19 protein-coding genes are annotated in these 22,762 nt (G+C 42.6%); 9 read left to right on the top strand and 10 right to left on the bottom strand.

The window, feature by feature from the left end:
• Positions 1 to 7 precede the first annotated feature (7 nt).
• The 6 genes from L4D74_RS11300 to L4D74_RS11275 all read right to left on the bottom strand — a co-directional run bounded on the left by L4D74_RS11300 (position 8) and on the right by L4D74_RS11275 (position 7,544).
• Complete coding sequence (locus L4D74_RS11300) at positions 8 to 2,374, bottom strand: EAL domain-containing protein (RefSeq protein ID WP_428752206.1); 2,367 nt, start codon at positions 2,372 to 2,374, stop codon at positions 8 to 10.
• 62 nt (positions 2,375 to 2,436) lie between these two features.
• Positions 2,437 to 3,507, bottom strand: coding sequence for an extracellular solute-binding protein (locus L4D74_RS11295; RefSeq protein ID WP_428752205.1), 1,071 nt, complete (start codon positions 3,505 to 3,507; stop codon positions 2,437 to 2,439).
• Between the two features lie 72 nt (positions 3,508 to 3,579).
• Positions 3,580 to 4,338, bottom strand: a complete 759-nt coding sequence (locus L4D74_RS11290) for a hypothetical protein (protein WP_428752204.1) — start codon at positions 4,336 to 4,338, stop codon at positions 3,580 to 3,582.
• Between the two features lie 91 nt (positions 4,339 to 4,429).
• Positions 4,430 to 5,044, bottom strand: a complete 615-nt coding sequence (locus tag L4D74_RS11285; protein WP_428752203.1) for a LysE family translocator — start codon at positions 5,042 to 5,044, stop codon at positions 4,430 to 4,432.
• Positions 5,045 to 5,189: 145 nt separating this feature from the next.
• Positions 5,190 to 6,590 carry a sensor domain-containing diguanylate cyclase gene (locus L4D74_RS11280; protein ID WP_428752202.1) on the bottom strand — a complete coding sequence of 467 codons (1,401 nt, stop codon included), beginning with the start codon at positions 6,588 to 6,590 and terminating at the stop codon, positions 5,190 to 5,192.
• Positions 6,591 to 6,848: 258 nt separating this feature from the next.
• The gene (locus tag L4D74_RS11275) at positions 6,849 to 7,544 is read right to left on the bottom strand and encodes an aspartate/glutamate racemase family protein (protein ID WP_428752201.1); all 696 of its coding nucleotides are present in this window, start codon (positions 7,542 to 7,544) and stop codon (positions 6,849 to 6,851) included.
• Between the two features lie 335 nt (positions 7,545 to 7,879).
• Between L4D74_RS11275 and L4D74_RS11270 the strand changes: the two genes are divergently transcribed.
• The gene (locus tag L4D74_RS11270; protein WP_428752200.1) at positions 7,880 to 9,751 is read left to right on the top strand and encodes a methyl-accepting chemotaxis protein; all 1,872 of its coding nucleotides are present in this window, start codon (positions 7,880 to 7,882) and stop codon (positions 9,749 to 9,751) included.
• A gap of 148 nt (positions 9,752 to 9,899) precedes the next feature.
• Here L4D74_RS11270 and L4D74_RS11265 read toward each other — a convergent pair whose 3' ends face one another.
• On the bottom strand, positions 9,900 to 10,532 hold the full coding sequence (locus tag L4D74_RS11265) for a response regulator (protein WP_428752199.1): 633 nt from the start codon (positions 10,530 to 10,532) through the stop codon (positions 9,900 to 9,902).
• Positions 10,525 to 12,243: a nitrate/nitrite two-component system sensor histidine kinase NarQ gene (narQ, locus tag L4D74_RS11260; protein ID WP_428752198.1), complete on the bottom strand. Its 1,719-nt coding sequence runs from the start codon at positions 12,241 to 12,243 to the stop codon at positions 10,525 to 10,527. The genes L4D74_RS11265 and narQ overlap by 8 nt, the downstream gene beginning before the upstream one ends.
• Before the next feature lie 256 nt (positions 12,244 to 12,499).
• Between narQ and napF the strand changes: the two genes are divergently transcribed.
• The 6 genes from napF to L4D74_RS11230 all read left to right on the top strand — a co-directional run bounded on the left by napF (position 12,500) and on the right by L4D74_RS11230 (position 17,089).
• The gene (gene napF / locus L4D74_RS11255) at positions 12,500 to 12,979 is read left to right on the top strand and encodes a ferredoxin-type protein NapF (protein ID WP_428752197.1); all 480 of its coding nucleotides are present in this window, start codon (positions 12,500 to 12,502) and stop codon (positions 12,977 to 12,979) included.
• Between the two features lie 21 nt (positions 12,980 to 13,000).
• Positions 13,001 to 13,309, top strand: coding sequence for a chaperone NapD (locus tag L4D74_RS11250; RefSeq protein WP_265677133.1), 309 nt, complete (start codon positions 13,001 to 13,003; stop codon positions 13,307 to 13,309).
• On the top strand, positions 13,306 to 15,795 hold the full coding sequence (gene napA, locus L4D74_RS11245; RefSeq protein ID WP_428752196.1) for a periplasmic nitrate reductase subunit alpha: 2,490 nt from the start codon (positions 13,306 to 13,308) through the stop codon (positions 15,793 to 15,795). The genes L4D74_RS11250 and napA overlap by 4 nt, the downstream gene beginning before the upstream one ends.
• An 83-nt stretch (positions 15,796 to 15,878) precedes the next feature.
• A complete protein-coding gene (locus L4D74_RS11240; RefSeq protein WP_428752195.1) occupies positions 15,879 to 16,340 on the top strand; it encodes a nitrate reductase cytochrome c-type subunit in 462 nt (153 codons plus the stop codon).
• A 25-nt stretch (positions 16,341 to 16,365) separates the two neighbouring features.
• A complete protein-coding gene (locus tag L4D74_RS11235; RefSeq protein ID WP_428752194.1) occupies positions 16,366 to 16,944 on the top strand; it encodes a NapC/NirT family cytochrome c in 579 nt (192 codons plus the stop codon).
• Positions 16,945 to 16,954: 10 nt separating this feature from the next.
• Positions 16,955 to 17,089: a TIGR02808 family protein gene (locus L4D74_RS11230; protein WP_428752193.1), complete on the top strand. Its 135-nt coding sequence runs from the start codon at positions 16,955 to 16,957 to the stop codon at positions 17,087 to 17,089.
• A 207-nt stretch (positions 17,090 to 17,296) separates the two neighbouring features.
• On the opposite strand, the gene L4D74_RS11225 is transcribed toward L4D74_RS11230, so the two are convergent.
• A complete protein-coding gene (locus L4D74_RS11225; RefSeq protein WP_428752192.1) occupies positions 17,297 to 17,968 on the bottom strand; it encodes a hypothetical protein in 672 nt (223 codons plus the stop codon).
• Between the two features lie 554 nt (positions 17,969 to 18,522).
• Between L4D74_RS11225 and L4D74_RS11220 the strand changes: the two genes are divergently transcribed.
• Together L4D74_RS11220 and L4D74_RS11215 are read left to right on the top strand one after the other, a co-directional pair.
• Entirely contained in the window at positions 18,523 to 20,709 is a 2,187-nt protein-coding gene (locus L4D74_RS11220) for an EAL domain-containing protein (protein WP_428752191.1), read from the top strand.
• A 115-nt stretch (positions 20,710 to 20,824) separates the two neighbouring features.
• A complete protein-coding gene (locus L4D74_RS11215; RefSeq protein ID WP_428752190.1) occupies positions 20,825 to 21,688 on the top strand; it encodes a zinc ABC transporter substrate-binding protein in 864 nt (287 codons plus the stop codon).
• Positions 21,689 to 21,779: 91 nt separating this feature from the next.
• Here L4D74_RS11215 and L4D74_RS11210 read toward each other — a convergent pair whose 3' ends face one another.
• Positions 21,780 to 22,754, bottom strand: coding sequence for a GGGtGRT protein (locus L4D74_RS11210; RefSeq protein ID WP_428752267.1), 975 nt, complete (start codon positions 22,752 to 22,754; stop codon positions 21,780 to 21,782).
• Between the last annotated feature and the right edge of the window lie 8 nt (positions 22,755 to 22,762).

Here is a 22,762-nt window from a genome sequence, read left to right as displayed (position 1 = left end):
CACCTAGTCACTCATTAATAGGCTTATTTTTGCTGCTAATCAATGATATTTCATTGATCTGTTTATGGTAGTATTCAGCGTCATAATTACTATAAAGAACACAGAATTCATCAAACGTTAGCGGCTTGCTAAACGCGTATCCTTGTAAAGTGTCACATCCAATATTGCTAAGGTAGTGGCTTTGATAGCTGTCTTCAACTCCTTCTCCAACGACACTTGCTCCACAAGTATGCGCCAAAGCGATAATGGACGTTAACATTTTTTCATTGCCACTATCTGATCCAATTAAATCCACAAAGCTCTTATCTATTTTCAATTCATCTACAGGGTAGTGTAACAGTTGATTAATAGAGGTAAAACCGGTACCGAAATCGTCAAGAGATACCTTAAACCCGAGTTCTCGTAATTTTTCCACCATACCTATGGTATCTTGAGTACTTTTCACATAACTCGTTTCCGTTATTTCTATGACCACTTTCCTTGGTGAGATTTTATATTTTTCACTCACTTTAATAAGCAAATCAATAAATGCCAAATTATACAGTTCTAAAGCCGACACATTCACAGAGATACTCTCTTGATAATTACACTTCTGTCGCATGGCGTCATAAGCAGCGAAAGCATTTTCAATAACCCAATCATCAATAGCAGATATAATATTCGCCTGCTCAGCAATTTGAACAAACTCATCAGGACCAGTATGAAATTCACTTAGGCGTGGACATCTAATCAGCACTTCCATACCTTTAATAGCTAAGGACTTCGCGTCAATCAATGGCATAAACTTAAGCTGAAACTCGCCATTTTGGCTACACAGCAATAGTTTTCTTTCAATTTCATCACGACGTTCTAGTTGTCGGGCAAGGTGCCTATCAAAAATCACTAGTGCTTGACGTGTGCGAATTTGCTTTGCTTTATTAAATGCTTCTTCAAGGCCTTTTTGCCAAAGGTAAGTGTGCTCTGTCAATGACAGTGGGAATATCGCGATGGCCACATCCAAGTTGAAACTATAGCCATCCACCATGACACATTTGTTAAACTTCGCATCAAAACTTTCAAAAAAGTGTTCTACTTCACCCGTATGATAAATATCTATTACAGCCACGAAGCAATTCCCACCGTAGCGACTAATTGCATAATCACTGCACCCTACTCCAATACTAGTTTGGTAGGTTTGAATGAACTTTCTTAAATAGTCAGCGACCTTTACCAGGACATTGTCGCCAATTCTTGTACCATACAGATCATTTATCTTGCGAAAGTCTTTAATATCCCAACCTATAATAAATGCATTGTCGTTTGAGTAACACTCAATCCTTTTATCAATATGTGATATAAATGTTCGACGGTTAGCTAAACGTGTTAAATAATCAAATTCAGCTTCAAACTTCACCTTACTTAGCGTATCAATGTATGCGTTTTTTAAGACCGATATTTCATCATTTCCTTTCGAACGTTTGAAGTAACGCAACTCCTGACCGCCGGACTTAATATCATCAATGAGATGTGCAATAGGCTTTAGAATTCTTGTACGCATAATAGTGATGATAACAAATAACAAGATGGCTTCAATCGCCACAATATACCCAAATACCTCTAACGCTATTTTCTTTTTTTCACTATCATAATGGCTTTCCAAGATATGCAACGTTACCTTCATCTTCGTGCCTTCAAGGCATAATTCCGTTCTACCAGTGGTACTATCTGTAACGACCGTCGTTCTTACCTCACTTTTTAGGTCAAATTGTTCATCACCTCGAACTGAAAAATCAATACTCACATACGGCATCGGTTCTATTTCATTCAGCAAGGTCGTAAGGTGAATTAAAGGCGCGTCGGTAATTAAGAGAGTTCGCTCTTTTTGCACCTGAGCACGAGGGTCCTCTGGAAATAATTTGCTATCATAGGCACCAATGTATGAAAACCGAACTTGGCCACTCTCTGATTTATAAATTAGTCCATCACTCAGAAAAGGCTCGCCTAGCGATATTTTTACATAAGTATCAAATACACGCTGATAAATTTCATCGGGGAGCGCTGGAAAGTAGAATGGACCTCGTTTGATTGAAGTTGCGACAACTGAAAATAACTCATCAACAACAAATACCTGCGCCCCACCAAGCTCTTTTATCCTGCGCTTATCTACCAATTGACTTAAATACTTTTCGAGAAAACTACGTCTAGCGATATCACCAGTCTCTTGAGTTAAGCGAAGGAACTGTATCGTGCCCGCAATCTCATGAGCCAGAGCTGCAATACCATGTTGTTCATAATTTGTCGCGTCAAATGCACTCACAACTTTGTCACGCCACTTGATCACTTCGAGCGCTTTATATCCCTCTATTCGTTGATAGTAAATCGCAATCCCTGCCAATATCACCAAAAACGTTAGGATCGGAACCAACCATAAATGCAGCCGTTTGAGTAACGTCATGCCTACCTCAAATCTTCAACAATTCTTTGTCTAGTTAGTAATCCTAAGTCGGTAACTCGCCTATAGAGATAACTTTTTTCCAAAACGACTTGAGGAGGGTTCAATGACGGGTCGTTTAAGTAATCTTGACCGACAAATTCTAAAGCGAAACGATGAGGAGTGGAAAACCAAGAATCTTCAGCGTTCAAAGCCGCTACTTGGGGTTCTGAAAGGAAGCGAATTGCAGTCACTAGCTCTGGAGAAATTGTCGTTCCCTGCGGAATAGCTAAACATTCTAACCAAATGGTTGTGCCCTCTTTTGGCAACACGTAAGCCCATAGTCCCTCCTGACCTTCTACCTCTTCATTGAGTACAAACTCATCGCCTGAAAACCCAAATGCAATATCGATATCATTTATTTTTTCCGGTGAATCAAGGAAATTAAGAATGTAGTCCGGTGTATATAAGGAAGGGCGCTGTTCTTTCAGCAACTTATAAGCGCTTTCTAAATCTTTGCTGCTGCTGGAAAAAGGGTCTTTATTTTGGGACAGTAGCGCAGAAGCAACAGCGTCAACCGGATGGTAATACATAGCAACACGGTTCTTTAACGCAGCAGTAGGGACTAACAACTCCGACCAAGAGTTCACTGGAACATCAAAAGCCGATTTTCTATAAAGAATACCACTTGTGCCCCATGCATAAGGGACACCATAATCTCCACAGGCATCATTCCACTTACTATCAAAATATGAGGCAAGTTCAGCTTTAAGTTGAGGTGGTACTCTCGCTACAACCCCCTGTTCAGCGAGAAGGTGTAGCCTGACACTTTCTATCACCACAAGGTCAAACGCATGGCGACGCTCACTCAACATTACTTCGTCTCTGATGCCTTCGTCCGAGAAGTACGTTTCTTCGATATAAACACCATGCTCTGTATGCAGTTGATTTTTAACCGACTCTGCTAAAAACGCCTCCCAATTGTATAAAGAAATACTGTTATTTATTTCCGATGCAAAAGTTACAAAACACAGCCCACATAAGAGTACACCTTGCAGCAGTCTAGTGGCCGTGTTTTTTATAATAAGTCCATTCATATTGTCTGACCTAAGCCTGTCCATTACTCATAGACTAGAACAACCAAATACCGAATTCGACTTAGTACTATCTTAATTTTGAGAAAGAGAGCCTTTAATGTCTCCACTTTTATTTGAAGTATCTGACGATTCTAGAGCTAAGCTACCGGTAATCATATCTATGGTAATACGATACTGATTATTAACATCGCCATAATGTTTAAATTGAAACTGATAAGAGTGAACAGAATATAATAGAGGGACATCTGTTACTTGTAGGAGGTCATAGCCATCTTGAACATAAATTTCTTGTATCTCGGCTAATTGAAACGCCGCTTTTTCTTCTAACTGACGATCATATTTAGGTTGCAAAGATGGATTCTGAGGGTATGTCACCCCATCAAAGCTCATAATACGTAGTGAACCGTCACTCCACACATAAAAATCCTTCCAACCCTTTGAATGTCGCTCAGATATCAACACCGGCTCTTTCACCACTGTCATACGATTAAGTAGTTCGCCTTTATCGTTAAAAAGGTAGGCTGTACAGCCTCCTGAGCCACAAAAATAAGGACTTTGCATTAACACCATGATTTCATCACGATCATCACGATTAAGGTCTGCGACGCCGACTTTAAATTGATGACCTTTACCTGAAGTATCTAACTTTTCTGGCAATAAAATTTTTTGATTAACTAGAATATCGACATTATCAAGCCCAAACTTTTCCGGAAGGGGTTCTCGCATCATTTGAGGTTGGCAGCCAACTAAAAACCCAAAGGAGGCCAAACCTACAGTGCTTAGCAAGGTGCTCAATATCAGCTTATTCAATGACAATTTATTTAATGGCAATCGGTTCACCGTCTTCCGAAGATTTTCATTAGGTTAAGTGTATGAACAGATTGTCAATATCACAAGCTAAGAAGGGAGCTCCCAGAGCCGGTTACAGCGTAAATAAAACGCGAATAGCCAAGAGAATAAGAACCACTCCAGAAACCTGATCGATAATACGAGCTTTGGATTTCAAAAAATTCAGTAGGAAAGTCGAAGAAAGCATTATTGTAATGAACGTATACCAAAGCCCGTCAACAAGTAGCGGCGTCACTATAATAATGGCTTTATCGGACAGCTCACTTCCTACGGCGACAAACTGACTAAACAACGCGGTAAAAAAGAGTGCAATTTTAGGACTGAAAAGGGAAATAAATAACCCCTCTTTGGCAGAAGTCACCGCAGAGACTGGCTGCCCAGACTCCAATCGTTCAACAATTCCCCCTTTAGATCGCACCGCGTTATAGCCTAGCCAAGCTAAATATAACGCCCCAATCAATGAAAGAGACTTAAATATCATTGGAAATTGCTGTAACAGTACCGTTAAACCAAGTACGGTGACCAGAGCGTAAATTCCGATACCACAAGCATGCGCCCAAGCGGTAGCAAAACCGTTAATGCGGCCACCAGACAAGCTGTGTTTAGCGACAATAGCCAAGCTCGGCCCAGGCGACATGGCACCAAGCAAACAAATAGTAAAAAGTGAGAACCAAGTAGTTAATGTCATTTGTGCTCCTTAATGTCAGAGCAACTCTACACCAAGTTACCTTAAGTGAGAACACATTAACTTTCGATGAATCAATATAGTATCGCTAATCATCGATGCTTATTATCTATTATCTGATACTTGGCTATGTCAAACCATCTAAACACTAAGATACGGCAGTATAGCAATCTCTAGATGAAGGGATTAGGTCTGAAACTGCCTGGTTTTTACCCCGTTCTTTTGCTTGGTACATCAACTTATCCGCATCAGCCAATGTCATGCAGTCACTCGCCCGTCCATATACGGCACAACCAACACTAATAGTAATAGGCATAAAATCAATATCAGGGATCTCTATTTGCCGCACAAGCTGACAAATGAGGTTAGCCTGCTGCGCAGATTGCTCAAAATTTCGTTGTTGATAAGCAATGGCAAACTCTTCCCCACCTATTCGACCAAACACTTGTCCCTCAGTGACTGCGGGGTGAATGGCATTCGCCACTGCACGGATGACCACGTCCCCTTTAATATGCCCATATTCATCGTTCACCAATTTAAAGTTATCAATATCGATAATTATCACAGTGAGAGTAGACTGGTTTTTTCTGTATGCATCTAAGCACTGAAAGAATCGACGGCGATTTATCAATCCGGTTAACGCATCGGTCTCCGATAGTAATTTTAGGTCTTTATTAATCGCGGCGAGTTCGCCCGTTTTTTTCCGTACATTGTAGCGAAGTAATACCGCGTATCCCCCTAGACACAGGGAGAAAAGAACTAATGCACTAGGTATTAAGTACTCCGGATAGACAGTTTTGATATGCATCCATCGACTGAATATACGCTGCTTTTCATCTGAATCAATGTTATGAAATTGTTCAGAAACCTGAGTCAGTAAGTCGGCGTTAGAAGGTGCGGAAGCGGCGTAGAGCATTCCACTGTATAAATGCTTTACCGCGATAAAATCTTGGGTCCTTCCTTCACTGTATAGGTAATAATTGGCAACCTGTAAGTCAGCACTGAAAGCCAAAATATCGCCTCTGAGTGCGGCGTCAATCATCTCTTCGTTATTTATAAATGCTTTTAATGTCAAATTAGCGAAATGCTTTCGTAAATACGACTCTTCATAGCCACCACTAACGACCCCCACATGATGGCTATGCGAACCAAGTAGAAACTCATCGATATCAAAACGCAATAACTGCTGGTGAAAATAGATCTGGTTGTCTATCTGTAACAAGTTAACACCAAACTCTAAGTACTGTTCACGCTCTTTTGAACGTAGCAATCCAGCATGAATATCAACCTGTTTATCTCGAACTAAATCAATGGAGGGTTGCCAGTCGACCAATTTAAAAACAACATCAACGTTATTGGCTTGGCCATAACTTTTCCACAAATCGATCAGTATGCCTGCTGGCTCGCCATTATCGTCAAGATAAGAGTAGGGTTTCCAAGCTTTAGAATTGGAAATCGTCAATGTTTTGTGGGCGGCTTGAACATTTAACGTGCAACAAATCAGAGCAATCATCAAACAACGACGCAACACCGATTGAAGTGAATTCACAGTATTTCTCCAGCACTCATCACAGTAATTATAATTAGTCCCCTAGGTATAGACACTTTTTATGTGATGTGCTGCCAAAAAATCCAGCAAATACGACACGAATCGCATAATTAACTAATTAGTCATTAAGTATTGATTATCCCATCGGACCGTGCTCATAAGATGTCCAACGAAGACGGTCCAATTTAACAAAGCCCCCTATAACTCGCTGAAAATTAGATGCTCCCCTATTCGGTATTGATAACGACAAGCCTCTCGTTATGACTTGTTTAAGGCAAATCGAACGGCAGCCTGTGAATGAATCTTAGTTGTATCATACAACGGGATAGTCGTTACATTTTCATTAATTAGCATCGCTATTTCAGTACAGCCGAGAATAATCGCCTCTGCGCCCATCTCCCTAAGGTCAGCGATAACTTCTAAGTAGTCCTGACGCGAGCTAACTTGAATATCCCCCTGTACCAACTCTCGATAAATGATGTCATGGACTAACTTTCTTTGAACACCATTAGGAACGATGACTTTTATTCCATTAGCCTCAAGCCGTTCTTTATAGAAGCTTTGCTCCATAGTAAAGGCAGTGCCGAGTAGCCCTACAACTCGACGATCGTCTTTGTTTAGCTCGGCAGCTGTTGCATCGGCAATATGGATAAGAGGAATCGATACGCTACTCGCTATATCATCGGCGACTTTATGCATGGTATTGGTACAAATTAATAAACAATCCGCCCCCGCTGACTCCACAGCATTCGCTGCTTGACTCAAAATAGTCGCGGCTTGCTGCCAATCACCACTGTGTTGTAACGCCGCAATTTCTGCAAAATCGACACTAAACATAGCAATTTTTGCAGAGTGGAACCCCCCTAGCTCAGCTTTAACACCTTCATTGATCGCCTTATAGTAATTGGTCGTTGATTCCCAACTCATACCACCGAGTAACCCTATCGTTTTCATGTATTAGCATCCCTCTTAAACCATCGTCTTAACTTAACTTATGCAATCCACCGCGACTCTTCAAGTTAGCCATGTTATTACTGCGAGTTAATGACGTCCTCAACGTAATTGATAGATTTCATCGCCATACTTTATCTATGTATTCAGAGAAGTGCGCTGACCAGTAAAAAAGTACGCGAATATATTAAAGTTCCTTAAATCCGCACCGATAATATATATTGATATACAAAACAATGTACTTAATAGCAAGTACACATTCAGTACAATAATAATAAGAAAACAACGACAGTTGTCGCTAACTCGTTGAAAATACCAAGTTAAATCTAAGGTAATGTATGAAATTTAGTCACAAAATAGTCTCTGCGTCAGCAGCCTTGCTGCTTGTCACTGTATCAACGCTCGGCATCACGCAATTGATGACGGTTCGAAGTGAATTACAAACTCATATCGACTCTAGCATCCACGAGCTCATATCCGGGGTAAAAAGCACCATTTCATATGATCTGAATGCCAAACGCGATTTAGCTAGCGCAGTAACCGAATCTATCGAGATCGCACCTAACGATCGTAACTACGTTACAAAGGTCATCACTACGCCAACGCTTAGAAACACCTTCCAAGCTGTTGGTATTGGTTATGACGATACTGGTACCTTAGTGAGTAATGATGGTTGGGTTCCTGATGCAAGCTACGATGCTCGTACGCGCCCATGGTATAGCGAGTCTAAGATGGCCCGTGACACTATCATTACTGACCCTTACGTCGACTCCTCGACCAAAAACGTCATTATTTCTCTCGGTTCACCTCTCAATGACACTGATGGTCAATTTATCGGAAGTGTGGTGTTTGATGTTACATTGACCACACTGGCAGACATGGTTAACCAAACCGACCTCTTTGGTGCGGGCTATTTGTTTGTTGTGACAGACAAAGGCATGACGATTGCGCATCCAGATAGCAGCTTAAATGGCGAGCCTATCGGATCTTTCCTTCCTAATGTTGCACTAAAGGAAGGCGCTCAGCAGCTCAGTTTTGATGGAAAAGAGTATCAAGTTAACTTAGTTCTAGTACCTGAAGAAAATTGGTATGTTGGCGCAATCATTGATAAAGGCATCGCTTTTTCTGCGATTAGTGAACTGCGTAACCAATCCATCTTCTTCATAATTTCAGGCCTTATAGTAAGCGTCATTGTACTAACGCTGCTCATTCGTGTGTTAATGAAGCCACTAAACGAACTCAATTCAGCCATCCAAGATGTTGCCAATGGTGACGGCGATCTAACCCACCGCCTTGATACAAATACCGATGAAGAATTTGCAGAGCTAGCGCGCGGTTTCAATACATTTACAGAAAACCTACAGCAACAAATTATTCAATCAAAAGTAATTTCCTCAAAAATCATGCAGTTAACTCAACAAACGACTGAAGGTTCTAAACAATCAGCCCACGCGATGACAACGCAACTGCAAGAGTTGGAGCAACTCGCCACCGCAATGAATGAAATGGCCAGCACTTCTGCTGAAGTTGCCAACAACGCGCAAGGCGCTGCAAGTGCCGCTCAAGAAGCAGACAATGCAACTCAAGAAGGCTCCGCCGTCGTCATGGACACTACAGATGCAATCACAACACTTTCTGCAAGTATTGATGATGCCGTTCATGAAGTAGAAGGCTTAGAAACCGCCACTGACAACATTGAAACCATCTTAAAGGTCATTAACGATATTGCAGACCAAACGAATTTATTAGCTCTTAATGCGGCTATCGAAGCGGCGCGAGCTGGTGAGTCTGGTCGGGGATTTGCCGTTGTTGCTGACGAAGTTCGCACGCTGGCACAACGCACGCAACAATCAACGACAGAAATCCGCAGCATGATCGAACAATTACAATCTGGTGCTCATCTGGTTTCTAATGCGATGACACAAAGTAAAGGCAGCGCCGTTCAAGCAGTAGAACGTGCACAGCAAGCCAACGATGCACTAGAAAAAATTCGCCAATCAATTGCACAAATATCTGATATGAACATGCAAATAGCGGCTGCCGCCGAAGAGCAAAGCCTAGTTGCAGAGGAAATCAACTCTAATACCATAAAAATTAAAGACTTAAGTGAACAAGTATCTGATTCAGCAAAAGGGGCGAACGAAGCAATGAAAGAGCAAACGTCGAATGTTCACCAACAAGAGCAGTTACTAGGAAGCTTCAAGGTTTAAGGTTTAAGGTTTAAGGTCATATACTAAAAGTGCCTTAATTAACTTATTAAAAAAGGGTCAGCACTAAGTGCTGACCCTTTTTACTGACATTTGGTTTTAGAAACGAGAGAGCAAATGATATTTATACCAAAATCATACAAACCCAAAGCTACTTAAGCTCACCATAACGCTCAAGATACAAAATAGTCGCAGCAGTCCTAGACGGCACTTGAAGCTTTCTTAGTAAGCTCTTCATGTGGACCTTCACTGTCGATTCAGAGATAAACAAACGATCTGCAATCTGCTTGTTTCTAAACCCTTTCGCGACTTCTTGAAGAATTTGCGTTTCGCGCTCGGTAAGCGAAGAAAAGACATCTTCAGCGCTACCACGTTCTTCAAGGTATTTTTCAATCACGCTACTGAATGCTTTTTCACCATCAGACAAACCGTTCAATCTATCAATAATCTCATCCGGTTCAGTATCTTTAAGCAAATAACCGTCTGCGCCTGCCTTAACGAGTGATTCAATGTCTGCGGGACTGTCTGAAACCGTTAAAATGACGATATATCCTTGAAAGTCATCTTCGCGTAAGGCTTTTAGTGTATCTAAGCCCGACATACCTTTCATATTCAAATCGAGCAAGATCAGGTCTGGATCATGCTCTTTGGCCATAGCAACAGCGTCTGCGCCATTGCTTGCTTCTGCAATAACATCAAACTCATCTTCAAAACTCAATAGCTGCCCGATACCACGTCTCATTAACGGGTGGTCATCGACTAATAGGACCTTACATTCACTCACTCTGTGGCTCCTTACTTCTTTGAAACATTAGCACCACTTCACATCCGACATTTAGCTCTGCATTCACCTTCAACTGCGCATTTAAACGCGCAGCGCGCTCTTGCATAATACTCATACCATAGTGATTTAGCTTTTCAGTATTTTGGTCGAACCCTACACCATCGTCTGTAATTTTAACAGTAACAAACCCATTATCCTCTTCGATACACGAAACCGTAATGGTAGTAGCGTAGGCATGTTTAATTGCATTAAGTACTGCTTCACGAATTAATTGCAGTAGATGCACTTGTTCGTTTGCTCCTAGTTCTAGCGACGATAATTGATTGTCGAGATTGATCTCCGCCTCAGTCCGCTCATCTAGTTGATGCAACATTTCAGAAATCGCCTCGCCAAACGTCCCTTCTTTAATTGACAATCGAAAGGTTGTGAGCAGCTCTCTAAGCTGCGTGTAGGCGCTATCTAAACCGGCTCGAATATCATTCAATACCACTAGGGAACGGCTTCGTTGAAGATCTGTCATTTCTTTCGACAATGAACGATTTAACAACGTTACCTGTATTTTCAAGTAAGACAGTGATTGTGCCAACGAATCATGTAATTCACGGGCAATAGTGGCACGCTCTTCCATTAAAATAATATGCTCACTTTGTCTCTGCGCTTTATTGTAGTAGACCGCTCGCGCGAGAATCAGCACAAAGTTATCAATCAAATTTTCATCTGGACACGGTAAACCCGGCTGATAACGAAGCGTCCCCAGTGTCTGTCCGTCGAGGTACAGCACTTTCGTGTGAATGGGTTGCCCGTTAAACGTGCCCTCCGTTGCAATCCATGGGCGACCTTCAACTTCATCGACTTTTAGTTCAACAGCGATTACCCCTTCAACACTGTAAATGTAAGTGAGTATGGCACGAAAATTTTCATGTGAAATTCTCGTCGCGGCTAATTCTTGTGAAGACTTATACAGAACTTGAAGTGACTGATGAGCATGTTGCAACTTATGCGTTTTTTCATTCACCGCAAACTCTAAACCTCGATACAGCTTCCCAAGGTCTTCAGCCATATTCTGAAACGCCCGTGACAAGATACCCAACTCATTATCGGAACGAATATCAACCGACACATCAAACGACCGATTTTGGATTTGCTCACTGGCTAAAATAAGCTGACCAAGTGGCCGTACAACCTGTTTTCTCACGAACAATACGACATAAACAGCGACAATCAAGATGCCACCTAAACCAAAACCACCCGCCCAAGCCAAACGAATAAGTTTATTTTCAGAGTGCTCCTGTAAATTAAGGACAAAATGGTCGATTCGATCGACAAAATCAGCGACTAAAAGTAAGTACTCTGACCGATTGTCTCCATCGAGCACTTTTCTTAAGTCATGCCAACGATAAATCAGCTGATAGTATTCATGAGTAATATTTTCAGGCACATCCCATGCTTGTAGCGCAAGCATGGATGGCGAGTACAAAGACGCTTCAAATTGTTTAACATGGAGATAGTAAAGCGAGGAGTCCGATTGAATATCATGGGCAAGTCGATAACTTTGCATTCTCATCGAACCTGATACGTTCACGGCTTCTGCATCATTTAAACTTGACGCCAACGTGAGAATAGCAAAGTTCACTGTCACCACCGATAACAGCAAAATACAAATCATGGCTTTTGCTATTGTTCCAGTCAATGATTTGTTCGGTTTCTTCATATTTTGTTCATCTCATCTATAACTTTCTAAATGCGTCATATTTATCAGAATTTTAAGATCACACTATGTCTACCAAAGGCGCGTAATTTATTGATCCAAAACAATGATAGCCTATAATTACCTCCTAAGGGGTATTTATACAAATGTATCAAAACTTACAATTTATATGTTTATTAATTAAAGATTGTTAACAGATCATATCACTCCTAACTAGAGTATAAAAAGGTATGGAAAACAGTCTTTAGCGGTGGTGTGAATGGTTGATATTTCGAAGCGTCGTTTTTTTACTCGAAAAAAAATAGATAGCAAACAAATACGGTTACCTTGGGTTAAAGAGCTCCTTACTTTTACGGATTTATGCACTCGATGCGGACATTGCGTCGATGCATGCGAAACCAAAATCATCCAACATGGTGACGGCGGTTACCCTAGTATCAACTTCACAATTGACGAATGCACATTCTGTTATAAGTGTGCAGAAATTTGTCCAGAGCCTATATTTAATACCAAAGACAGCCAACCTTGGGACGCTAAAGCGAGCATCAATGACTCATGCTTAGCACATAAAAATGTCGAATGCCGAAGCTGCGGGGATGCCTGTGAAACAATGGCAATCCAGTTCAAGCTAAGATTAGGTGGCGTGGCTTTACCAAAAATCGAGTTGGGTGAATGTAATGGTTGTGGCGCATGCGTGTCTATCTGCCCTTCTTCATCAATCTCTGTGAGCAATTTATAAAAACAATGAGAAGAACTGTTTATGTCACTAAATGAAGTGCACATTTCAAGTTTAGTAGTTCACTGTCGGGCGGAATGCCTAACAGAAATCAAAGCGCAAATCGAAGCATTCGATAACGCTGAGATTTATGGTGAAAGTGAAGACGGCAAAATTATTGTCGTTTTAGAAACCGAAAACCAAGGTTACGTCACTGACACGATTGATGCTATCAACAACTTACCGAATGTCCTTAATACCGCTTTAGTCTATCACCAAATAGAGACTGGGTTGGAAGAGGATTCAAACGATAACACTGGAAGTAACCATTCCCAACTTGAGGGTGAAGTATGAAAATGACAAGACGAGCGTTCGTGAAAGCGAACGCAGCGGCATCAGCTGCCGCAGTGGCCGGTATAACGCTACCAGCTTCTGCGACGAATCTGATTGCTAGTTCAGATCAAACAAAAATCACATGGGATAAGGCGCCTTGTCGCTTTTGTGGTACTGGCTGTTCAGTATTAGTCGGAACACAAAATGGTAAAGTCGTCGCGACTCAAGGTGACCCTGAAGCACCAGTGAACAAAGGTCTAAACTGCATCAAAGGCTACTTCCTCTCAAAAATCATGTACGGTAACGACCGTTTACAGCAGCCTTTGCTGCGTATGACTGATGGCAAATACGACAAAGAAGGTGAGTTCACCCCTATTTCTTGGGACCAAGCATTCGATATTATGGCTGAGAAATGGAAAGCCTCATTGAAAGCGAAAGGCCCTACCAGTATCGGCATGTTTGGCTCTGGCCAATGGACGGTAATGGAAGGTTACGCCGCGGCGAAGATGATGAAGGCGGGTTTCCGTTCAAACAACATTGACCCGAACGCGCGTCACTGTATGGCGTCAGCGGTTGTAGGTTTCATGCGCGCATTTGGTATCGATGAACCAATGGGCTGTTACGACGACTTCGAAAATGCGGATGCGTTCGTACTTTGGGGCTCTAACATGGCAGAAATGCACCCAGTACTTTGGACTCGCATTACAGACCGTCGATTAAGCCACCCACACGTAAAAGTGAACGTCCTTTCTACTTATTATCATCGTTCATTTGAGCTTGCTGATGAAGGTTATATCTTTGAACCACAATCTGACCTAGCGATCGCAAACTTCATTGCAAACTACATCATTCAAAATGACGCAGTGAACTGGGACTTCGTTAACAAGCACACAAACTTCAAACAAGCTGACACAGATATCGGTTACGGCCTTCGAGATGATAATCCACTTCAAAAAGAAGCGGCGAATCCAAACTCAGGTAAGATGAGCTCTATTAACTTTGAACAGTACAAAGCCTCTGTTGCCCCTTATACTGTTGAAAAAGCGTCTGAAATTTCAGGTGTCTCAGAAGAAAAACTGATTCAGCTTGCGAAGCAATACGCAGATCCAAACATTAAAGTGATGTCACTATGGACAATGGGCATGAACCAACACACCCGTGGTGTTTGGATGAATGGTCTGGTTTATAACATCCACTTATTAACAGGTAAAATTGCGACTCCTGGTAACAGCCCATTCTCTCTAACGGGTCAACCGTCTGCGTGTGGTACTGCACGTGAAGTAGGTACGTTTGCTCACCGTCTACCAGCAGATATGGTCGTTGCTAACCCTAAACACCGTGCCATTGCCGAAAAAGAATGGAAATTACCAGAAGGTACAATTCCACCAAAACCAGGTTTCCACGCTGTACTACAAGACCGTATGCTTAACGACGGTGTACTAAACTGCTATTGGGTACAATGTAACAACAACATGCAAGCGGGCCCTAACATCAACGAAGAGCGTTTACCTGGTTATCGTAATCCAGAAAACTTCATCGTCGTTTCTGACCCATACCCAACCGCAACGGCACAAGCCGGTGACCTTATCCTTCCAACTGCAATGTGGATTGAAAAAGAAGGGGCATACGGCAATGCAGAACGTCGTACTCAAGCTTGGTATCAACAAGTTGGAACTGTCGGCGAAGCGAAATCTGACCTATGGCAAGTTATGGAGTTCTCTAAGCGCTTCATGATGGAAGATGTTTGGCCTGAAGAACTACTTGCAAAAGCACCAGAGTACCGTGGTAAAACCATGTACGACATGTTGTTTGCAAATGGTCAGGTAGATAAATTCCCTATCGAAGAATCTCGCGAACTGAACGATGATGCTCACCACTTTGGTTACTATGTTCAAAAAGGCTTATTTGAAGAATACGCTGCGTTTGGTCGTGGTCATGGTCACGATTTAGCCCCATATGATACCTATCACCAAGTTCGCGGCTTACGCTGGCCTGTTGTTGACGGTAAAGAAACGTTATGGCGTTACAAAGAAGGTTCTGACCCATACGCTAAGAAAGGCTCTGGCTGGGACTTCTACGGTAAGCCAGATGGAAAAGCTTGGATTATCTCTGCGCCATATGAAGCGCCACCAGAAGTACCAAACGAAGAGTTTGACCTTTGGTTATGTACTGGCCGTGTTCTTGAGCACTGGCATACAGGTACAATGACACGCCGTGTTCCTGAGCTGTATAAAGCGGTCCCGGATGCTGTATGTTACATCCACCCAGAAGATGCCAAGTCACGCGGTCTACGTCGTGGTGATGAAGTTGTGATGTCTAACAAACGTGGAGAAGTACGAGTTCGTGTCGAAACACGTGGTCGTAACCGCCCGCCTCAAGGATTGGTATTTGTACCATTCTTCGATGCACGAATCTTGATTAACAAATTGATCTTAGATGCTACCGACCCTCTGTCCAAACAGACAGACTTCAAGAAGTGTCCAGTGAAAATTACTAAAGTTGCGTAATTGGAATCAAGAACATGTTGTGAAGCTGTCCAACTTTGCTTGGACAGCCTTCGAAGAATTAGCCATTTGGCGGAGAATATAAAATGAAAAAACTGTTAGTCGCTGTTCTTTCTGTTGGTGCATTGCTTACTGGCCTAGCACAAGCAGAGCTGAATAATCCTGGTGGCATCGGTGGTGTTGAATCACTACGCGGTGTGTCTGAATTGGAAGACACTCGTCCTGCAGACAATTTCAAAAAGTACCCACGAGATCAAGTGATCGAAAGTGATTATGTATACCAACCACCATTGGTACCACATCAAATCCGTGGATATGAAGTGTCACTTAACGCAAATAAATGTTTAGCCTGTCATAGCTGGAAAAATGCGAAAGAAATGGGAGCAACTAAAATCAGTGTGACTCACTACATGAACCGTGAAGACGCTGTGCTTGCCGATGTTTCTCCTCGTCGTTATTTCTGTTTACAGTGCCACGTTCCTCAGGCAGATGCTAAGCCACTAATTGGTAACGATTTTGAACGCGTTGATTCACTGCGTGATAAATAGCCATAGACGTTAAGAGAGGCTATATATGAAACTTTTAAAAGCATTTTGGATGCGTTTAAAGTCCCCAAGTAAAGCCGCGGCAGGCATCATACTCTTTATGGGTTTTGCCGGCGGTCTATTATTCTGGGGTGCTTTCAACACAGGAATGGAAGCAACCAATACCGAAGAGTTCTGCTCTGGTTGTCACGCGCCTATCGTCGCTGAGATCCAAGAAACCATTCACTACTCTAACCGCTCTGGTGTCCGTGCAATCTGTTCAGACTGTCACGTTCCTCATGAATGGACAGACAAGATTGTACGTAAAGTTCAAGCATCAAAAGAGCTATTTGCTCATTTTGTTACTAAGACGATTGATACACCAGAAAAATTCCAAGCACGTCGAGCACACCTCGCTGAGCGGGAATGGGCTCGCTTTAAAAACAACGATTCTCTGGAGTGTCGTAACTGTCACGAGTTTGAATTTATGGATTTCTCAGAACAAGGCCCTCGTAGTGTTAAGCAGCACTCTACCGCTTTAGCATCTGGTGAAAAAACCTGTGTAGATTGTCATAAAGGCATCGCGCACAAACTACCAGACATGCATGGCGTTGAAGGTTGGCAATAAGGAGCACTAAATGAGTACATTAGAGTCGTTTATTTGGCACGCACTTGGCTATGCCGCCATGCCAGTTATTATACTTTCAGGCTTTGCTGTGGTTGCCGCGATATCACTTTGGTGCTTATCATTAAGCAAAGATAAAGAGTTATAATGCTGTCGTGTTATTAACTAAAAAAGCAGACGCCTAGCGTCTGCTTTTTTGTTTAGTTTGATACGAGGGAAGCGATATGTAGAATCTTAGTCGAGTCCTGTCCACTTATTTACTTAAGAACAAGCGATAGTATCACCTGTATAGCTCTAACTTTTTATAATGGCAACAATATAAACTCTGGCCATACGAACAAACAGCTTCGTTGTACTAAAAAACAACACCCGTTGTCGTATTGAGATAGACTTTATTCATTACCTCAATTCCACCACAATAAGTAAAATAAACATTGTCAGGATGATTAACCGATTTAATCCACCCTCCCACCTGCTCAAAATCAAATAGACGACACTGTTCACTCTCTACCAATGCCGTGGATGCTTCAATAAATCGATCTTTATACTGATTGTAGTCATCACTATTAGATAAATAACCAGACAGAACTTCTTGCCACCTCTCCCCCATTAAGGCTACTGGCTGTGTTGACAAGCCCGCAATGCTTACCCATTGAGACACTTCTTCTTCACCTTCATCCAGTTGATAAATAGGGGCAATACGAATCCATTTCTCGGTATGGTCCATGACTTGTAGTTTTTCACCATAGTATGCCGTCCCATCCACTAACGCATCTTTACTAGGCTGAACTCTAATAGGGGTGGAAGCTTCCGAAACGAAGTAATATTTAGGTAACTCAACCGTAAGTTCTTGGGTAGGCTCCTCTACCGCTGGAGTGTTCACTGCCATGGTAGGGGTTATCGACTTCTTTACCACAGCACTCTCCGCCGCTTCCTCATCGTCAGCTGCAAAGCCAAACCAATAAACAGAACCTGCAACACCGATAACAATGATGCCACCCAAAACGGCCCATAACTTTTTATTCACATTAGTCTCGCAAAAATACTATTAACGCATTGCTATATTACCGCTGAAATTAGGCGAAAGTTAATACGCAGATTAGAACTAAGGTCACAATCTCAACATGCCATTTTATAAGTTACTGCAATATTACCTTGAAAACCAATCGGAACAAATGATACAAACACACATAACTCTCATTGAGGCCCTGAGAGTCATGTTTTGCCCATGACATACTATCGTTTGATGCGTAACGCATTAAATTGCTTAACAATTGTACTTCTTTAGTTAGCCTTCAGTAAGGTTGCTTAAACCGCTACTTGTCCATTACTATGTGCTACACAACAATACTTATTTTCTCGCTACTGCGACAAAATCAACTAGTCTAACTTAGAGTTACATCTACAAGGAATATCGGTGCCGAATATCAATAACTGCACATCATTGTCACGCAAAGACGCGATAATTAAGTGGAGTAACCACTGTGAAGCGGCTCATTGGCCACCGTTGAACTATGTAATTGACAAGCTTATAAATATCCAATGTCACCCATTCACCGCGTTATTAGGCAAAGTGAATTAATGAGACTCAAATTTAGGCTTCAGGGCCAATATACATTCGTCACTTTTATGCTTGCTGTTACTTTGATACTGGTGAGTGGCTCTATCCATTTTTGGTTATCTGCGAAGCAATCAGAGCACCTTCGTAGTGAGCTGACCGCTCGTTATGAACTGGCGACTAAAAATCATTTAGCTCAAAATGCACAACAAGTTGCCGTCTACCTGTCCCGTGTTCTGGCTACCCCACTGCAGCAATCCAATATGGCGCTCGTAGAGCAACTGATCGCACCATTACAATCATTGCCTGATAATCAGACAATCTTACTTCTAAATAAAGAAGCTCAGTCTTTAACATCTGATAAAACGACACAAGTGACGCGGGATATGCCGGCACAAAACAAGGCGTCCGCTTTAGAAATGAAGCGGCTCAAACTGCATATTGAAAACGTTTTTTCTCAACACAAAGCAATCACAGAGTTCGACCAAGATACCTTTACTCGCCTTCAACCTATCATCGTCGACGGAAAAGTTATTGCTGCGCTTTACATCAACATGACAACAAATAGCATTCAAAGTCATGTTAATGCTGCAGATGCGGTCGTCACCACGATCAGTGACCAAGTCAATCAAGAACTCACTGTTATCCTATTAGCAGTGTCTGCCGTTATGCTAATTTTTTCTGCGGTTGCTGCCTCTATTATCTCCAAGCGCTGGAGTGACCCTATTACCAGCTTAACTCAACACACCAATGCCATTGGAAGAGGAGACTTTGGCTCGACAGAAAATATCGCTACTATTGAGCGCAACGACGAAATTGGAGAGCTGAGCACTGCAATTCGCGCGATGGCGGCAAAGCTAGAACAAAGAACACAGAAAATCACTCACCTTGCCTATCATGACGCGTTGACCGACTTACCCAACCGCACGAGGTTTATCCAGCATCTGCAAAATACCATTAAGTCTTATCCCGCGACTTCGTTTTCGGTACTTTTTTTAGATCTCGATGAATTTAAAGTCGTTAACGATAATTATGGACACGATAGTGGTGACTTCCTACTAATCCGGCTAGCAGAAAAACTCACCCTTTGCGCGAAAGAGCTGACCAATAACCATCCTCTGACTATGATTTCACGTATTGGGGGCGATGAGTTTTTAATGCTCATTCCACACCTAAAATCGATACAAGATGTAGATTCGGTCGTGAGAAAGATTTTTGTCGCGGTACGCTCTCCCATTCTCATGGAAAACGAAGAATTAGTCGTTGGCGGCAGTATTGGGGTGGCACGCTACCCTTATAATGGAAAATCAGCAGATGAACTGATAAAGCACGCCGACATTGCGATGTATCGTGCCAAGTCTGATGGTAAAAACACCCACAAACTGTTTACGCCAAAAATGTTCAAATCTGTTGTGCATAGAGCGAATATGGAGCGAGAACTGCGTCGTTCACTCGCGGACCTAAAACAATTCGAACTGTGGTTCCAACCGCTTGTTTGCCTAAAAACTGGAAAAACCGTTGGTGCGGAGTCTCTTGTTCGCTGGAATCACCCAACAATCGGGCTCATTTCGCCATTAGACTTCATCTCCATTGCAGAAGAAACGGCAATGATTCTTCCGCTAGGCCAGTGGTTAATTGAAAACTTGTGTTTTCAAATCCAACAATGGATGCCCTATTTCGATAGCAACTTTCACGCATCAATTAATATTTCATCAAAGCAGCTATATAGACAGAACCTGGTCGAGATGTTCGCCTTCTATATGGAAAAGTATCAGGTTCCACCGCGTACCATTCGTATGGAAATAACGGAAAGTCTCTTATTGCAAGATGAAGACGAAGCAGAAAAGTCCCTCAAAGCCATTCGAGAAAGTGGTATAGAAGTGTGGCTAGATGACTTCGGTACGGGCTACTCTTCGTTAAGCTACTTACGTCGTTTTACCGTTGATGGTATTAAAATCGACCAATCTTTCATCAAAGAGATTACCACCGACGTTAAAGACCAGCAGTTAGTTCAAGCGATGATCGCCATGGCAAAGAACTTAGATTTATTAGTCGTAGCTGAGGGTATAGAAACACGTGAGCAAGCAAGAAAACTTGCCCAATTTGGCTGTCAAATCGGGCAAGGATATTACTATGACCGTCCAATCCCAGTCGATCAGTTCGTCAATCGATTAATCGACGAAAACGAATCCAACGTCATTAAGCTTTAACCTGTTTCGAGAACGCTTTCTAGCAAATTCGCCATGCTCGCGAATTTGCTACTAAACAGATGCCAGTTATAACGCTCTCACCACTCTTTCAACTTAAACGACAATGAAATACACGATGCTTTTGGCTCTATTTAGCCTATTCCTTTCTGCTAAATCTAATGCCGTCGAAATATTAAGCTCCATCAGACCATTCCAAATGATCGCACTTGAACTCACTCTGGATCAAGACAACGTCTCATCGCTACTTATTACCAATGCCTCCCCCCATGACTATGCACTCAAACCGTCTGATATTAAACGTATCCAAAGTGCCGATTTGGTTATCTGGTTTGGCCAAGATCTGGAAACCTTTTTAGCAAAGCCCATTTCACAAACAAAATCACACCTCGCACTGTCAGAAATCGCGGGGATCGCTTTGAATAAACAACAAGGTAAATGCGGCTGTGGACATCATCATGGCAGCTACGACCCACATGTTTGGCTAGGTCCTGATCAAGCAAGCGCTATTGCGACTGCCATTAGTAAGCACCTTATCAGTCTTAACCCTCAATCCACGGTTCAATACCAAGAAAAGTTAACCATCTTCCTGGACAACTTGCACCGCGCAACACAACAGATAGAGCATAAGTTAAACCACACGCGGAACATCGGTTACTACGTGTTCCATGATGCCTATGCGTATTTTGAGACCTACTTTGACCTGAATAACCTAGGGCACTTCACTATCCACCCAGAACGAAAAACCGGTGCTAAAAAACTTATTGAGATCAGAACTGCATTGAATACTCACAACGTCAAATGTGTCTTCTCTGAGCCACAGTTCACACCAAGCATCATCCATAAAGTGGTACAAGGCACTAACGTCAAGATAGGTCAACTCGACCCTCTAGGCACTCACATCGATATTGGGCCTGGTAGTTACTTCCAATTTTTACACTCCATTGCCGATAGTCTAAATGACTGCTTGCTCAGTCACTAGCTTACTGCGCTATGCATCACAATCGGTAGCCCTACATTATCTGCGCTCAGAGCTCTGAGCGCATGATCTGGTTTAACTACCGCTAACAGCATTAACGATTGAGCCGCATATCGACTTCAACAGCGAGAGCAACCGATGCCCCCACCATTGGATTGTTCCCCATACCAATAAAACCCATCATCGCAACATGTGCAGGTACTGATGAGCTCCCTGCAAATTGGGCATCAGCATGCATTCGCCCCATGGTATCGGTCATACCATAACTCGCAGGGCCCGCTGCCACATTATCAGGGTGTAGTGTGCGCCCCGTACCGCCGCCCGAAGCAACTGAAAAATACGGTTGACCTTGATTCAATCTTTCTGATTTATATATCCCCGCAACGGGGTGCTGAAATCGCGTTGGATTGGTTGAATTTCCGGTAATACTTACATCGACGCCTGCGGTATGCATGATAGCAACACCTTCACGCACATCGTCGGCCCCATAACACAAGATCTCTCCTCGCTCACCTTTTGAAAACCGCTTACGGCTCACTTCCGTTAGATCACCGGAGGTATAATTGAATTGGGTACGTACATAAGTAAATCCATTAATTCGCGCAATCAAGTACGCTGCATCTTTGCCTAGCCCATTAAGAATCACTCGTAACGGGGTTTGGCGGGACTTGTTCGCATTCAGTGCGATTTTGATGGCACCTTCCGCCGCCGCAAAAGACTCATGTCCAGCAAGAAAAGCAAAACATTGGGTGTCGTCACTCAGTAAACGAGCGGCTAACGCACCATGGCCTAATCCGACCAACCTTTGCTCCGCCACACTGCCTGCCTTACAAAAAGCTTGTAAGCCTTCGCCAATTATCTTCGCCGCGCTAGCGGCATTATCTGCCTGCCTATGAATGGCTAGCGCGGTGCCAAGCGTATAAGCATCACTGGCATCGTCAAAGGCTATTGGCTGTGTGTCTAATACCAATCTTTTGGGGTCAATCTGTTTTTCAAGACAATACTGGTAAGCCTCTTCAATCGAGGTCAGATTCATTTCACTTAGTAACATTTGTTTGGTCGCGGTCATCATCGTGT

This window comes from Vibrio cionasavignyae, assembly GCF_050337155.1.
GTDB lineage: Bacteria > Pseudomonadota > Gammaproteobacteria > Enterobacterales > Vibrionaceae > Vibrio > Vibrio nomapromontoriensis.
This window is presented reverse-complemented; position numbering and strand designations above follow the sequence as displayed.

What these genes read in the sequence shown, in the direction of transcription:
- L4D74_RS11295 (WP_428752205.1), bottom strand. Translation starts at nt 3,507, where the DNA reads ATGAATGGACTTATTATAAAAAACACGGCCACTAGACTGCTGCAAGGT.
- L4D74_RS11285 (WP_428752203.1), bottom strand. Translation starts at nt 5,044, where the DNA reads ATGACATTAACTACTTGGTTCTCACTTTTTACTATTTGTTTGCTTGGT.
- L4D74_RS11275 (WP_428752201.1), bottom strand. Translation starts at nt 7,544, where the DNA reads ATGAAAACGATAGGGTTACTCGGTGGTATGAGTTGGGAATCAACGACC.
- L4D74_RS11270 (WP_428752200.1), top strand. Translation starts at nt 7,880, where the DNA reads ATGAAATTTAGTCACAAAATAGTCTCTGCGTCAGCAGCCTTGCTGCTT.
- narQ (WP_428752198.1), bottom strand. Translation starts at nt 12,243, where the DNA reads ATGAAGAAACCGAACAAATCATTGACTGGAACAATAGCAAAAGCCATG.
- napF (WP_428752197.1), top strand. Translation starts at nt 12,500, where the DNA reads ATGGTTGATATTTCGAAGCGTCGTTTTTTTACTCGAAAAAAAATAGAT.
- L4D74_RS11250 (WP_265677133.1), top strand. Translation starts at nt 13,001, where the DNA reads ATGTCACTAAATGAAGTGCACATTTCAAGTTTAGTAGTTCACTGTCGG.
- napA (WP_428752196.1), top strand. Translation starts at nt 13,306, where the DNA reads ATGAAAATGACAAGACGAGCGTTCGTGAAAGCGAACGCAGCGGCATCA.
- L4D74_RS11240 (WP_428752195.1), top strand. Translation starts at nt 15,879, where the DNA reads ATGAAAAAACTGTTAGTCGCTGTTCTTTCTGTTGGTGCATTGCTTACT.
- L4D74_RS11235 (WP_428752194.1), top strand. Translation starts at nt 16,366, where the DNA reads ATGAAACTTTTAAAAGCATTTTGGATGCGTTTAAAGTCCCCAAGTAAA.
- L4D74_RS11230 (WP_428752193.1), top strand. Translation starts at nt 16,955, where the DNA reads ATGAGTACATTAGAGTCGTTTATTTGGCACGCACTTGGCTATGCCGCC.
- L4D74_RS11220 (WP_428752191.1), top strand. Translation starts at nt 18,523, where the DNA reads ATGAGACTCAAATTTAGGCTTCAGGGCCAATATACATTCGTCACTTTT.
- L4D74_RS11215 (WP_428752190.1), top strand. Translation starts at nt 20,825, where the DNA reads ATGCTTTTGGCTCTATTTAGCCTATTCCTTTCTGCTAAATCTAATGCC.
- L4D74_RS11210 (WP_428752267.1), bottom strand. Translation starts at nt 22,754, where the DNA reads ATGACCGCGACCAAACAAATGTTACTAAGTGAAATGAATCTGACCTCG.